General features: G+C 75.2%; 8 protein-coding genes. 3 read left to right on the forward strand and 5 right to left on the reverse strand.

The window, feature by feature from the left end:
• The 3 genes from E4099_RS18470 to E4099_RS18480 all read right to left on the reverse strand — a co-directional run.
• Positions 1 to 633: futalosine hydrolase (locus E4099_RS18470; protein ID WP_135340200.1), on the reverse strand; the 633-nt coding region annotated here is incomplete at its 3' end.
• Between the two features lie 683 nt (positions 634 to 1,316).
• On the reverse strand, positions 1,317 to 1,820 hold the full coding sequence (locus E4099_RS18475) for a hypothetical protein (protein WP_135340197.1): 504 nt from the start codon (positions 1,818 to 1,820) through the stop codon (positions 1,317 to 1,319).
• A gap of 26 nt (positions 1,821 to 1,846) precedes the next feature.
• The gene (locus E4099_RS18480) at positions 1,847 to 3,361 is read right to left on the reverse strand and encodes an MFS transporter (protein ID WP_135340201.1); all 1,515 of its coding nucleotides are present in this window, start codon (positions 3,359 to 3,361) and stop codon (positions 1,847 to 1,849) included.
• Between the two features lie 429 nt (positions 3,362 to 3,790).
• On the opposite strand from E4099_RS18480, the gene E4099_RS18485 reads away from it, so the two are divergent.
• Positions 3,791 to 4,696, forward strand: a complete 906-nt coding sequence (locus tag E4099_RS18485) for a DUF3027 domain-containing protein (RefSeq protein ID WP_135340198.1) — start codon at positions 3,791 to 3,793, stop codon at positions 4,694 to 4,696.
• Positions 4,697 to 4,963: 267 nt separating this feature from the next.
• Here the strand turns inward: E4099_RS18485 and E4099_RS34270 are convergent, their stop codons facing one another.
• The gene (locus E4099_RS34270) at positions 4,964 to 5,218 is read right to left on the reverse strand and encodes a hypothetical protein (protein ID WP_245244973.1); all 255 of its coding nucleotides are present in this window, start codon (positions 5,216 to 5,218) and stop codon (positions 4,964 to 4,966) included.
• Between the two features lie 1,556 nt (positions 5,219 to 6,774).
• Here E4099_RS34270 and E4099_RS18495 point away from each other — a divergent pair.
• Together E4099_RS18495 and E4099_RS18500 are read left to right on the forward strand one after the other, a co-directional pair.
• The gene (locus E4099_RS18495; protein ID WP_135340203.1) at positions 6,775 to 10,098 is read left to right on the forward strand and encodes a sacsin N-terminal ATP-binding-like domain-containing protein; all 3,324 of its coding nucleotides are present in this window, start codon (positions 6,775 to 6,777) and stop codon (positions 10,096 to 10,098) included.
• Between the two features lie 259 nt (positions 10,099 to 10,357).
• Complete coding sequence (locus E4099_RS18500; RefSeq protein WP_425348259.1) at positions 10,358 to 11,143, forward strand: calcium-binding protein; 786 nt, start codon at positions 10,358 to 10,360, stop codon at positions 11,141 to 11,143.
• Positions 11,144 to 11,260: 117 nt separating this feature from the next.
• On the opposite strand, the gene E4099_RS18505 is transcribed toward E4099_RS18500, so the two are convergent.
• Positions 11,261 to 13,705 (reverse strand): HAD-IC family P-type ATPase, encoded by a 2,445-nt coding sequence (locus tag E4099_RS18505; RefSeq protein WP_135340199.1) that lies wholly within the window; start codon positions 13,703 to 13,705, stop codon positions 11,261 to 11,263.
• Between the last annotated feature and the right edge of the window lie 257 nt (positions 13,706 to 13,962).

The following is a 13,962-nucleotide window of genomic DNA, read 5'->3' on the forward strand; positions in this document are numbered from 1 at the left end:
GGCCGCGGGGACGGACACGGGCGCGGGGGGCGGATCCGTCGGCTCGCCCGTGTCCAGCCGGGCGGTGGGGTCGGCCAGCACCGCGGGCAGGGCGCGGAATGCCTCGCGCAGCGCGTCCAGGGCCTCGCCGATCCGCCAGGCCGCGCGGTCCCGGGGGCCCACCGGGTTGGAGACGGTACGTACCTCCAGTGCCGGCAGGCCGTGGGCGGCGGCGGCCTCGGCCACCCCGAAGCCCTCCATCGCCTCGGCGGCGGCGCCCGGGTGCCGGGTGCGGAGTGCGGCGGCCCGTTCGGCGCTGCCGGTGACGGTGGAGACGGTGAGCACCGTTCCGTACACCGCGCCGGTCGCCTCCGCGGCGGCCTCCGCCAGTGCGGTGGGCGGCCGGTGGGCCACGGTGCCGAAGCCCAACTCGGTGACGGGCAGGAAGCCGTCCGGGGTCTCGGCGCCCAGGTCGGCCACCACGATGGCGTCGGCGACCACCACGGAGCCCAGTGGGGCGTGCCGGAAGCCGCCGCCGATCCCGGCCGAGACGACCAGGTGGTACGGGGCCTGCCGGAGGGCGGCGGTGGCCAGCGCGGTGGCGGTACCCGCGGCGGCGGCGGCCGGGCCCACCCCGGCGTCCAGCACGTCCACGGTGAGCGGGAGCGGCGGGCCGGAGGCGGGGGCCGGGCTGCCCGGGGTCTCTTCGGCGCAGGTGGGCGCCGCTCCGGAGGGGGTGGCCCCGCGGTGCGGCGCGGAAGGGGCCGCCCCGTTGCGCGGCGCGGCAGGGGCGGCACCGGGGCGCGGCGCGGCAGGGGCGGCACCCGGGAACCGTGCGGCGGCGAGGGCGCGTACCAGCCGACCCGGGCCGTACCCGGGCAGGTCCAGACCCCCTCCGCGCGGGGTGGGGCCGTACGCGGGGAGTTTCGGGCCGTCTTCGGACAGGGCGGGGCCGCCAACCGACCCGGCGCGGCCGGCGACCGCCGAGGCCGTGCCGGCAGCCGACACGGTCCGATCGCCAACCGACGTGGTCCGGACGGTCCGATCGCCAACCGGCTCGGCCCGATCGCCGATCAGCAGGGCGTGGTCCGCGACCGCCGCGGCGGGGTCGGCCGCCGGCGCAGCCGGCCCGTGGGTCGACTCCGCCGCCGCGCGCAGCCCGGTGACCACCGCGTCGCGTTCCGCGGCGACCGCGGTGATGACCAGCACGCGGCGGACGGTCTCCGACTCGGGCGGCGGCACCCGGCGGACGGTCTCCGGGCCGGGCGGCACGCGGCGCACGGATTCCGGCCCGGGGCCGCTGGGGCCGCCGGGCGCGGGGTGGTGCTGGGGGCTCGTCAGGACTCCAGCTTGAGCTTGAAGTGCCAGACGCCCTTCGCGCCGCCGTTCTCGTCGATCTGGACGACCGCGAGGTTGACCTCCGGCACGGTCTCGGCCTGGCCCAGCGGGTTCTTCTGCACGAACAGCGACTCGCCGTCGAAGGAGCGGTAGGTCTCCTTGCTGGGCTTGCCCATCAGCGGGGAGGAGGCGGTCGCCGCGATCCAGCCGTACTCGGCGATCTTCGGGTCCACGCCGATGCCGACCCGCTGGCCCGGCTGCACCTTGATGGTCTTCCCGGTGTCCTTGTTGAGGCACTCCTTGAGCTTGCTCTGGGACAGCTTCTTGTCCTCGTCGAAGCAGCCCTTGGTGGCCTCGGCGGTCTTGGTCGTGGAGCCGACCGTGACGGTCGCCAGCGGAGTCGGCTTGTCGCAGGCGGTGAGGGCGACAAGCCCCAGGGTCACGGCACAGGCGGCGGCAGCGGCACGACTGGCCTTGCCCCGGGAAAACAACGCAGCGGTCATGCGGGCAGGCTACCCGGCCGTTCCGTTCATGCCACGCGGGGGTACGGCGAGCCGCGCCGGGCGGCGCTCAGCAGCCCCCGTACGGTGGTGGCCGCGCCCAGGGCGATCAGCGCGGCGCCCACCGACATGCCGAGTACTCCGTTCAGCGGCAGCGAGATGCCGATCGCGCCGCCCACCACCCAGGCCAGCTGGAGGGTGGTCTCCGAGCGCGAGAAGGCGGAGGTGCGGACCGCCTCCGGTACGTCCCGTTGGATCAGCGCGTCCAGCGACAGCTTGGCCAGTGCCTGGGCGATGCCGGCGGTGGCCGCCACGGCCGCCACCAGCACCGCGCCGTACAGGATGGTGGAGAGGGCCAGCACCGTCAGCGCGCCGGACAGCACCACCACGATGATCCGTTCCGGGCCCCGCGAACGCAGCCAGGCGCCGACCGCGGTGCCCAGCGCGTTGCCGACGCCGGCCGCCACCGCCACCAGGCCCAGCGACACCTCGGGACTCAGCCCGCCGATCGGATGCTCGCGCAGCAGGAAGGCGAGGAAGAGGGTGAGGAACCCGGAGAGCGACTTGAGCGAGGCGCACGCCTGGAGGGCGAGCAGCACCGAGGGCCCCACCGTGCGCAGCCCCGGCCGCTTGGACCTGGCGCCGCCCCCGGTGGCCTGCTCGACCTCCTCCGCGAACGGTTCGGCCTCCGGCCGGTCGGCGGGTGGTCCGGTTCCCGGCCGGTCGGCGGACGGTTCGGCTCCCGACCGGTCGGCGGACGGTTCGGCTCCGGGCCGGCTCCGCTCCGGGGCGAGCGGCCGGAGGAGGTGGTGCTCGCCGGTGGTCAGCCGGGCCCGGGCCTCGCCCTTCGCGGAGTCCACCTTGGGGCCCAGGGTGAAGGAGAGGAAGGCGCCCAGCGAGAAGATCACGCAGGCGCCGTAGAGCGGCCACTCCGGTCCGCCGACCTTGTGCAGCGCCGCGCCCAGCGGCGCGGCCAGACCGGTGGCCAGCAACCCGGACAGGGTCACCCGGGAGTTCGCCTTCACCAGGGAGAAGCGGGGTGGCAGCAGCCGGGGCACCACGGCCGAGCGGACCACCCCGTACGCCTTGGAGGCCACCAGGACGCCCAGGGCCGCCGGATACAGCTCCAGTCCGGCACTCGCCACGGTGGTGGACATGAGCAGCGCCAGTACCGCGCGGGCCAGCATCGAGGTGGCCATCGCGGCCCGTCGGCCGTGCGGGAGCCGGTCCAGCAGCGGGCCGACCACCGGCGCCAGCAGTGCGAACGGGGCCATGGTGATGGCCAGGTAGAGGGCCACCCGGCCGCGTGCCTCGTCGGTGGGCACGGAGAAGAAGACCGTGGAGGCGAGCGCGATGGTGATCATCATGTCGCCGGCCGAGTTCACGGCGTGCAGCTCGATCAGCTTGCCCAGGCCGGACTCGCCGGCGCCCTGCGCGTGGGTGGCCCGGCGGATGCTGCGGCCGGTCGCGGTGAACGGGTTGCGCAGCACTCGGCCGAGCTTCCGGCCCCACCCGGGCGGCCGGACACGCTCGCCGGAGCTCATGGCGCTCTTCACCGGTACCCTCACCCGACCATGTTCGCGCCAACCGGGCATCCGCGTCAGCCTTTCCGGACCCATCCGGAATGATCTGTTCCATTTGCCCGGGTGGGCGTGTGCGTACGGAAGGTCGGGCCCGGCCGAGTCGAACGGCCCCGGTATGGCGTACTGACGGCGTGTCGCGAGGAGCATCGTGGACAGGGGGTGGGGCCCATGGCGCGGGACAAGGTAGCGTGCTCAACGCGTCAGCAGCGGTCGTTCCTGGCCACGCGCCGAGTCTTCATCCCTCAGAATGGGACGTACTAGGTGCGCCCGAGGCCGTACGGGCGCGGACGTCGACGCGGTCCTCCGGTCCGCTCCGTCCGCCGTTCCGGCCGTCTGGATGGCGCACTCGTGAGACGGCGTAGGAGAGAATCGATTCTTGTGAGTGCTGCGATGCGAAGCCGTACCCCGGACCGCCTGTGCGCCGAGGCCGTCGATCTCGCCCGCGAGGCGGCCGAGGCCGCCGCGCTCCCCGGGGCGGTCGGCGACCATATCGCCGCCGTCGCCGACGGAGACCGCGTCGTCACACACCTCTTCGAGTGCCATGAGCCCGGCTACCGCGGCTGGCGCTGGGCCGTCACGGTGGCCCGCGCCTCCCGCGCCAAGGCCGTGACCCTCGACGAGACGGTGCTGCTGCCCGGCCCCGACGCGATGCTGGCGCCCGAGTGGGTGCCGTGGAGCGAGCGGCTGCGCCCGGGCGACCTCGGCCCCGGCGACCTGCTGCCCACCCAGTCCGAGGACCTGCGCCTGGAGCCCGGCTACACCGGCGAGGACACCCCGCCGCCGAACGCCGTCGTCTCCGAGGAGATGGAACAGCTGGTCGACGTCGAGGACGCGGACGTGTCCGCCGGCCCGCCGTCCGCCCAGCCCACCGTGCCGGCCCGCGGCAGCATCGCGGCCGTCGCCGAGGAGCTGGGCATGCGGCGCGCCCGGGTGCTCTCCCGGTACGGGCTGCACTCCGCCGCCGACCGCTGGGACGAGGCGTACGGGGCCAAGACCCCGATGGCCCAGGCCGCCCCCGCCCCCTGCGTGAGCTGCGGCTTCCTGATGCCGCTCAGCGGTTCGCTGAAGCAGGCGTTCGGGGTGTGCGCCAATGAGTTCAGCCCCGCCGACGGCCGGGTGGTCTCGCTGACCTACGGCTGCGGCGCGCACTCGGAGGCGGCCGTGATGCCCAAGCCACCGCGGCCGGCCGAGCCGGTCGTGGACGAGACCCTAGTCGAGCCGATGCCGTTGCACCCCGAGCGGGGCGGCGGTTCGGTCGAGCCGGACATGCCTACTGAGGAGCTGGGCCACTCCTGACGGGTTGCCCTGCGGGGGCGGGGCGGTGTGCGTGGGGGTGTCGTCGGCCGCGGGTTGGGTGTGGCTGGTCGCGCAGTTCTCCCCCGGACTTCGTCCGGGGGGACCCCAGCGCCCCTTTGGGGCGCGCCTTCCTGCCGGCGGCGCATCGTCAGGCGTGCGCCCGATGCGGCGCACCTGCCGTGACCGTACGGGCCCGGGGTGCGCGCTTGTGGCGTGCGCCCCGGGCTCGCTTGCGTGACGTGTTGACCGGTCAGCGGGTACCGGCGGCTACAGGTAGGTCACCGGCACCCAGGGATTGCCGCAGGTCAGCGCAGGTACCGCCGGGTCCACGGTGCACTCGGTCTCGAAGACCTCCCCGTAGTTGGTGATGATGTCGATGTACACCGGGTGGGGCTCGTCGGCCGGGCCGCGTTCGTGGATCGACGTACCGCAGGCCTGGTAGAAGAAGCCCGGCTGGATGCTCAGGTCGGTCCAGATGAAGGGGCCGGGGCCCCCGGCGTCGGTGTTGCTGCGGATTCCCACGAACGACCGACCGTAGGACGTCGCGGCCCGCAGGTCGTAGTCCCCCGTCGTCTGCGCCGCGTCGATGTCGAAGCACGGCTGCTCGACGACGACGAACTCTCCGGGCGGCCCCTGCGGCCCCTCCGGTCCGGGCGGTCCTTCGGGTCCGGGTGGGCCTTCCGCTCCGGTGGCTCCGGGCGGGCCTTCCGGTCCGGTCAGGCCCGTCGCTCCGGTGGGGCCGGCCGGTCCCTCCGGTCCGGGCGGGCCTTCCGCTCCGGTGGCTCCGGGCGGGCCTTCCGGTCCGGGTGGGCCTTCCGCTCCGGTGGCTCCGGGCGGGCCTTCGGGTCCGGTCAGGCCTGTCGCTCCGGTGGGGCCGGCCGGTCCCTCCGGTCCGGGCACGCCTTCCGGTCCGGGCGGCCCCTCGGGCCCGATCGGTCCCGTGGCTCCCGTAGCGCCGGTGGCTCCGGCAGGACCCGCAGGACCCTCCGGACCCGCCGGACCCGTGGCGCCGGTGGCTCCGGCAGGACCCTCCGGACCCGCCGGACCCGTGGCGCCGGTGGCACCGGCAGCACCCGCCGGACCCGTGGCACCCGTGGCTCCAGGTGGCCCCTCCGGCCCCTGCGGTCCCTCCGGCCCGTTCAGTCCGGGCGGCCCCTCGGGTCCCTCCGGCCCGGGCGGTCCCTCCGGTCCCTCCGGCCCCTCCGGTCCCTCCGGCCCCTGTGGTCCCTCCGGTCCGGGTGGTCCGGGCGGGCCGGGCCGGACCTTGCCGCCCTTGCACCGGTGGTCGCCCTTGCGGCTCTCCTTGCGCTCGCCCTTGTGCCGCTTCTTGTGAGGGCCGCCGTGCGCGGTGTGGTGGGAGTGCGTGCCGCAGCCGCCACCGCCGTAGGAGCCGGCCGTGGGCGCGGACATGCTCGCCGCTGCGGCGGGGGAGGCGATCCCGGCGGCCACCACCAGTGCGAGCGAGACGAGCATTCCGGCCTTCCTGGAGCCGTCCCGGACCAGTGGCCCGAGCAGCGAAGCCGCCCTGTGTTCAGGACCCATGTACGTGCTCCTTGCGTCAACCGTTTCGGGCAGGTCCCCCGATCCGTGAGCTTGACCGGCCACGTCCGATCACTCGGCCTTCCCTCCCACAACACGCGGGCACACCAACACATCGGACCAGCTGTCAGATTTGATGACGTAATGGACAGTGCGGACGGCCGCCGACGGCACGGACGGCCCGGTCCTGCTCGGCGTCCTCGCGGTGAAGGTGGCGAGGGTGCGGGCCCCGTGACCCGCCCGGCCGCGCTGCTCCCGGGAGACCTCCCTCCGCACGGCTTCCGGCGTGCGCGGCACCAGGGCGGCTCGGAGGGCGCACCCGGGGCCGGCCCCGGCGGCGCGGACGGCCCGTTCCCGGCCACCCCCCGTCCGCCGACTCGGGCGAGGAAATCGCAGTTCAGCCCCCTGTCGCTCAGGGGCGGGGCGAGCGCACGATCGAATGGGCGGTACGTTCGCGGCAGGCGGTGCGCGCGGGCGGGGCTCGCGCGGGGGCCGGAACAGTGATCCAGAACCCGGAGGCGATCGTGGGCAGCACGGCGATGGTGCGGAGCGTGACCGAGGACGCGGACCCGTTCGGGACCGCGCGGCTGCGGCGCGGCGTGCTGGACGCGTGGGCGGCCTCGCCCGCCCGTTTCCGCGAGGACGCCAACGCCGAGGAGGATCTCGCGCTCGGCGGATACCGCGACCGGCTGGTGGTGGAGCTGGCGCAGAACGCCGCCGACGCCGCCGCCCGCGCCGGAGTGCCGGGGCGGCTGCGGCTCACCCTCCACCCGGCCGGCGAGGACACCCCCGCCGTACTGGCCGCCGCCAACACCGGCGCCCCGCTGGACGCCGCCGGGGTCGAGTCGCTGGCCACCCTGCGCGCCTCCGCCAAGCGCGAGGAACCCGGGGAGGGCGCGGCCGGCCCCGGGGACGGCGCGGGACCGGTGGGCCGCTTCGGGGTCGGCTTCGCGGCCGTGCTGGCGGTCAGCGACGAACCCGCCGTGGTCGGCCGCACCGGGGGCGTCCGCTGGGCGCTGGCCGAGGCGCGCGAGCTGGCCCAGGAGGCATCCCGGGACAGCGCCGGACTCGCCGACGAACTGCGCCGCCGCGACGGGCACGTACCGCTGCTGCGCCTGCCGCTGCCCGCCGCCGGCACCGCGCCCGAGGGGTACGACACGGTGGTGGTGCTGCCGTTGCGCGACGGCGCCGCCGAGGACCTGGCGCGCCGGCTGCTCGCCGGTGTCGACGACGCGCTGCCGCTGACCCTGCCCGGGCTCGCCGAGGTGGTGGTGGAGACCCCGGAGGGCGTCCGCACCCTGCGCCGCCGCGAGGACGGCCCGTATGTCCTGATCGAGGACAGCGCCGCTCCGCGGGGCGTCACCCGCTGGCGTACCGAGCGGGCCGGCGGGCGGCTGGACCCGGCGCTGCTGGCGGACCGCCCGGTCGAGGAGCGACTGCGTCCCCAGTGGTCGGTGACCTGGGCGGTGCCGGTGGACTCCGAGGGCGCCCCGGTACGTCCCGGCACCGCGCCCGTGGTGCACGCGCCCACCCCCACCGACGAGCCCCTGGGCCTGCCGGCGCTGCTGATCGCCTCCTTCCCCCTGGAGCCGACCCGCCGGCACGCCGCGCCCGGCCCGCTCACCGACTTCCTGGCGGAGCGCGCCGCCGAGGTCTACGCCGCGCTGCTGCGCGACTGGCATCCGGTGGGGGTGGGCACCATCGACCTGGTGCCGGGCCCGCTGGGCCGGGGCGAGCTCGACGGCGCGCTGCGCCGCGGCATCCTGGAGCGGCTGCCCCGGGTGGCCTTCCTGCCGAGCGCGGCGGCGCCGGCCGACTCGGCGGCGGGTGGCACGCCGTACGCGACGCGGCTGGAGGCCGATGAGCCGGCCCCGGGCGCCTGGCCGGAGGAGTTGGCGTTCGGCGGGGCCGACGGCGAGCCGTACGCGCTGCGCCCGGTGGACGCCGAGCTGGTGGAGGGCGCGGGCGCGGAGACCGTACGGGTGCTGGCCGAGCTGTTCCCGGCGCTGCTGCCCGCGGGCCTGGAGCGCCGGCCCGAGCTGCGCGCCCTGGAGGTGGCCCGGGTGCCGCTGGGCGAGCTGATCGACCGGCTGGCCGGGGTGGAGCGCTCGCCCGCCTGGTGGTGGCGGCTGTACGACTCGCTCGCCGGGGTGGACCCGGAGCGGCTCAGCGGCCTGCCGGTGCCGCTGGCCGGCGGCGGCGCGGAGGAGGGCGCCGGCGTACGGACCGCCATCGGGCCCCGGCAGGTGCTGCTGCCGCTGCCGACCGGCACCCGCGAGGAGAGCGGCGAGGGCGGCGGGGACGGCGACCGGCACGGCGCGCTGTCCCGGCTCGGCCTCAAGGTCGCGCACCCGGACGCCGCGCACCCGCTGCTGGAGAAGCTGGGCGCCACCCCGGCCACCCCGCGGGCCGTGCTGACCACCCCGCAGGTGCGGGCCGCGGTCGCCGCCTCGCTGGATGCCGAGGAGAGCTGGTACGACGGCTTCGACGGCCCCGGCGGGGCGGGCCTGGACGCCGAGGAGCTGGCCGAGACCGTACTGGGCCTGGCCAGGGACGCCGCGCTGGCCCCCGGCGACGAGCCCTGGCTGGCCGCCCTGGCGCTGCCCGACGAGGACGGCGAGCTGGTGCCGGCCGGCGAACTCGTACTGCCCGGCAGCGACTTCGAAGCCGTGATCGTGCCCGGCGAACTCCCGCTGTGCGACCCCGAACTCGCCGAGCGCTGGGGCGAGCAGCCGCTGACCGCGGTGGGCGTGCTGGCCGGGTTCCAGCTGGTCCGCGCCACCGATGTGGTGCTCGACCCGGACGAACTGGAGCCGCGCGAGGGCGACTTCGCAGAACCGGACGACGCGGGGCTGCTGGACGCGGTCGACGTGTGGTGCGAGGACCTGCTCGACCGGCTGCCGGACACCCCGGTCCCGCCGGTCGCCACCGAGATCATCGCGGTGCGCGACCTGGACCTGGTGGCCGACGACGCCTGGCCGCGCGCGCTGGCCATGCTGGCCCGGCCGCCGCTGCGGGACGCGCTCACCACCCCGGTGCGGATCCTGCTGCCGGACGGCACCACCGAGACCGTCCGCCCGTACACCGCCTGGTGGCTGCGCGGCCACCCGGTACTGGACGGCCGGCGCCCGGCCGGACTGCGCGCGGCCGGCGGCGACCCGCTGCTGCACGGGCTCTACGAGGCCGCGGACGCCACCGGCTTCGAGGACGAGCAGGTGCTGCGCGCACTCGGGGTGCGCACCTCGGCCGTCGCGCTGCTGGGCGAGCCGGGCGGCGCCGCCGAGTTGCTGTCCCGGCTGGCCGACCCGGACCGCCCGGTGACCGCGCCCCAACTGCACGCGCTCTACGGGCTGCTGGCCGAGCTGGACCCGGAGCAGGTCACCCTCCCCGACGAGCTGCGCGCGGTCCTCGACGGGCGGGTGGCGGTGGTGGACGCCGCCGAGGCGGTGGTGGCCGACGCCCCCGATCTGGTCCCGCTCGCCGCCGGCCTGCCGCTGCTGCCGGTCCGCCCGTCGGCCGCCGCCGATCTGGCCGAACTGTTCCAGGTGCGCCGGCTCGGTGAGCTGTACGCGGACGCCGGGGTGCCAGGCGGCGGAGAGCCGCGCGAGGTCCCGGACGCGGTGCGGGTGCTGCTGCCGGGCGCCCCCACCTCCTATGTGGAGCACGAGGAGCTGGTGGTGGCCGGCGTCGAACTGGACTGGCGCCGCACCCCCGACGGGGTGCTGCACGCCGCCACCCTGGAGGGCGTCGCCGCGGGTCTCGCCTGGGCCGCCGGCCACTGGCACCGCCGCTTCGAGGCCGCCGCCCTCCTGGAGGACCCCACCCGCACCGAGGAACTGGCCCAGGCGCGCTGGTTCGACTGACAGGCGCGAGCCACCCACCGTGCCCCGGGGCGCACAGAGGTGCGCCCCGGGGCACACCTCTGCGCACCCGCGGGGCCGGGGAGGCGGGTTCGGACTCGCCCGCAGCCCCTCGGACATGACGTGGCGTCAGGTGCAGGCTGGGTGCCGGTTGGGTGCATGTCGCAATTGTTGTGAACTTGTGGTGAAGATCGTAGGGTGACGCCGAAACCGACACTGTCGAGGTCATGACCGAATGAACCGGGCAGTGTCTCGTCATCCCGTGGGGGAACAGATGACCAAGCGCACCACCATGGCCGTACTCACCGCCACCGCGGCGGCGGCCGGCCTGATCGGTCTGGCCGCGCCCGCCGCCCAGGCCGACGGCTACGGCGACACCGTGATCAGCAAGGTCGTGGTCAACGGCGGCAAGCCGGTCGTCGTGGACACCACTCATGCCACGACCTTCTCCGTCTCCGTCACCGCCCGCGACAACTCGGGCATCAAGGGCCTCAGCGTCCTCGACCTGGAGGGTCCGGCGTACGGCTTCGCGCAGCCCAACTCCCGTCCCGTGTGCACCGCGGTGAACGACACCACCTCGACCTGCACGGCGAAGTTCACCTTCGACCCGCGCGCCGACTTCTACGACAACAGCCCGGCCGGCACCTGGTACGTGGACGCCTGGGCCGACGCCAAGGACGGCGACTTCTTCACCAGCGAGAAGGCCGGCAGCTTCAAGGTGCAGCGGCACGCCAAGCTGACCGTCAACGCCTCCCCGGAGCCGGTGAAGAAGGGCAGGACCATCACCGTCACCGGCACCCTCAGCCGCGCCGACTGGCGGATCGGGTACCAGAAGTACGTCGGCGTCAAGGACCAGTCGGTCAAGCTGCAGTTCCGCAAGAAGGGCAGCACCAAGTACGTCGACGTCAAGAACGTGAAGTCCGGCACCAACGGCGCGCTGAAGACCACCGTCACCGCGTCCGTGGACGGCTACTACCGCTACACCTGGGCGGGCCTGTCCACCACCGCCCCGGCCACCGCCACCGGCGACTTCGTGGACGTCCGCTGAGGCGTGGCACGAAAGACGCCGGACGGGACGTCCGGTGAAGGGCGTCCCGCGAGGCGTCCGGTGAAGTACAGCCGATGACGGGCAGTACCCGGCACCACCACCGCGTGGTTCCGGGTACTACCCGCGGGGGAGCGCGCGAGCCGGCCTCTCCCCCCGGGCGGTGATCCAGCGCCAGACCAGGTCCAGCACCGCCCCCGCGACCAGCGCGATGCCCGCCGCCGTCCACGGCATCGTGGTCCCCACCAGCTTCAACGCGAAGAAGCGCTGGAGCCACGGGGTCACCAGGACGATCAGGAAGCACAGCGCCATCGCCAGCACCAGGGTCACCCGCCACCAGGTGTACGGCCGGGCGATGATCGCCAGCACCCACAGCGAGATCAGGAAGAGCGTCAGCGTCGCCGCGCTGGTCTCGGCGTCCTTGGCACCCGGCCCGGTGTAGTAGGACCGGGCCAGCAGATACGTGGTGAAGGTGGCCGTGCCGGCGATCAGCCCGGCCGGGATCGAGTAGCGCATCACCCGGTGGACGAACCGGGGCCGCGCCCGCTCCAGGTTCGGAGCCAGCGCCAGGAAGAACGCCGGCACCCCGATGGACAGCGTGGACAGCAGCGTCAGATGCCGGGGCAGGAACGGATACGGCACCCGGGCGCAGATCACCAGCACCGCCAGCAGCACCGAGTACGCGGTCTTGACCAGGAACAGGTTGGCCACCCGCTCGATGTTGCCGATCACCCGGCGGCCCTCGGCGACCACCGAGGGCAGGGTGGCGAAGCTGTTGTCCAGGAGCACGATCTGCGCCACCGCCCGGGTCGCCTCGCTGCCCGCGCCCATGGCCACCCCGATGTCCGCGTCCTTGAGCGCCAGCACGTCGTTGACCCCGTCGCCGGTCATCGCCACGGTGTGGCCGCGCGTCTGGAGCGCCCCGACCATGTCCCGCTTCTGCCGCGGGGTGACCCGCCCGAAGACCGTCCCCCGCTCCACCTCGGCCGCCATCGCCTCCGGCTCGGCGGACAGCCGCCGGGCGTCCACCGGGCGCTCCGCCCCCGGCATCCCCAGCTTCCCGGCGACCGCGCCCACCGAGACCGCGTTGTCCCCGGAGATCACCTTGGCGGCCACCCGCTGCTCGGCGAAGTAGCGCAGGGTGTCCGCGGCGTCCGGGCGCAGCCGCTGCTCCAACACCACCAGCGCCGCGCCCCGCGCCCCGTCTGCCACCCGCGGATCGTCCAGCGCCCGGTCCGTACGAGCCAGCAGCAGCACCCGCAGCCCCCGCGCGTTGAGCTCCTCGACCCCGGCCAGCGCGGGGTCACCGGGCGGCAGCAGCACATCGGGGGCGCCCAGCAGCCAGCTGCCGGACGAGGCGCCGTCCGGCTCGCCGGCCGGTGCGCGCAGGGCGGCGCCGCTGTACTTGCGGGCCGAGGAGAACGGCAGGGTCCCGGTGGTCTCCCACCCCCGCTCGGCCGGACATGCCTCGATGATGGCCAGCAGGCTGGCGTTGGGGCGCGGGTCCGCGGACCCCAGCGCGCCGAGCACCGCGCGCAGCTCCTCCTCCCGCGCGCCGCCCAGCGGACGCAGCTCGGTGAGGTCCATCCGGCCCTCGGTCAGCGTGCCGGTCTTGTCCAGGCAGACCACGTCCACCCGGGCCAGCCCCTCGATCGCGGGCAGCTCCTGCACCAGGCACTGCCTGCGGCCCAGCCGGATCACCCCGACCGCGAAGGCGAGCGAGGTGAGCAGCACCAGCCCCTCCGGGACCATCGGCACGATGCCGGCCACCATCCGGCGCACCGCCTCCCGCCAGTCGTGCCCCTCCACCACCAGCTGGCTGATGATCAGGCCCACCGCGGTCGGCAGCATCATCCAGGTCACGTACTTGAGGATCAGGCTGATGCCGCTGCGCAGCTCGGAGTGGACCAGGGTGAACCGGGAGGCCTCCTCGGCGAGCTGGGCCGCGTACGCCTGGCGGCCCACCTTGGTGGCGGTGAAGGCCCCACCGCCGGCCACCACGAAGCTGCCGGACATCACGGTGTCCCCGGGCTTCTTGAGCACCGGGTCGGCCTCGCCGGTGAGCAGTGACTCGTCGACCTCCAGGCCGTCCGCCTCGGCCACCTCGCCATCCACCACCACCTTGGCCCCGGGGCCCAGCTCGATCAGATCGCCCAGCACGATCTCGGAGGTGGGCAGCTCGACCGGTGCGCCGTCGCGGCGCACCGTCGGTCTGGCCTCGCCGATCACCGCCAGGTTGTCCAGGGTCCGCTTGGCGCGCAGCTCCTGGACGATGCCGATCGCGGTGTTGGCCACGATGACGAACCCGAAGAGTCCGTCCTGGATCGGCCCGACGACCAGGATGATCAGGAACAGCACGCCGATGATCGCGTTGAACCGGGTGAGCACATTGGCCCGGACGATCTCGGTGAGCGACCGCGAGGAGCGCGCCGGTACGTCGTTGACCTCGCCCCGAGCCACCCGCTCGGCGACCTCCGCCGAGCTGAGCCCGCCCGCCGCGGGCAGACCGCGGCCAGGGGTTTCGTCCTCCGGATCCCCGTCACCGGGCCGCGCCTGACGCGTCATGCCTCCGACGGTAAGGGCCCCCGTGCGGCCCCACCCCTCGACGTTCCGCCACCCGCGACCCCGGGTGGCGAACGCGGCGGCCTCGGTCCCTGCTCGCGGTGCGCGGGGGATCGGGCCGGGGTTCACCCCACGATGCGGGCCGCGCGAGACCGGCAGGGCCGGGGGCCGGCTCGCGCTGCGGTGCGCTGCGGTGCGGTGCGGTGCGGTGCGGGATCACCCGGGCCGGGGGCAGCTCGCGGTGCGGGCGGGATTACCGG

It is taken from the genome of Streptomyces palmae, assembly GCF_004684805.1.
Lineage (GTDB): Bacteria > Actinomycetota > Actinomycetes > Streptomycetales > Streptomycetaceae > Streptomyces > Streptomyces palmae.

What these genes read in the sequence shown, in the direction of transcription:
- E4099_RS18480 (WP_135340201.1), bottom strand. Translation starts at nt 3,361, where the DNA reads ATGAGCTCCGGCGAGCGTGTCCGGCCGCCCGGGTGGGGCCGGAAGCTC.
- E4099_RS18505 (WP_135340199.1), bottom strand. Translation starts at nt 13,705, where the DNA reads ATGACGCGTCAGGCGCGGCCCGGTGACGGGGATCCGGAGGACGAAACC.
- E4099_RS18475 (WP_135340197.1), bottom strand. Translation starts at nt 1,820, where the DNA reads ATGACCGCTGCGTTGTTTTCCCGGGGCAAGGCCAGTCGTGCCGCTGCC.
- E4099_RS18495 (WP_135340203.1), top strand. Translation starts at nt 6,775, where the DNA reads ATGGTGCGGAGCGTGACCGAGGACGCGGACCCGTTCGGGACCGCGCGG.
- E4099_RS18485 (WP_135340198.1), top strand. Translation starts at nt 3,791, where the DNA reads ATGCGAAGCCGTACCCCGGACCGCCTGTGCGCCGAGGCCGTCGATCTC.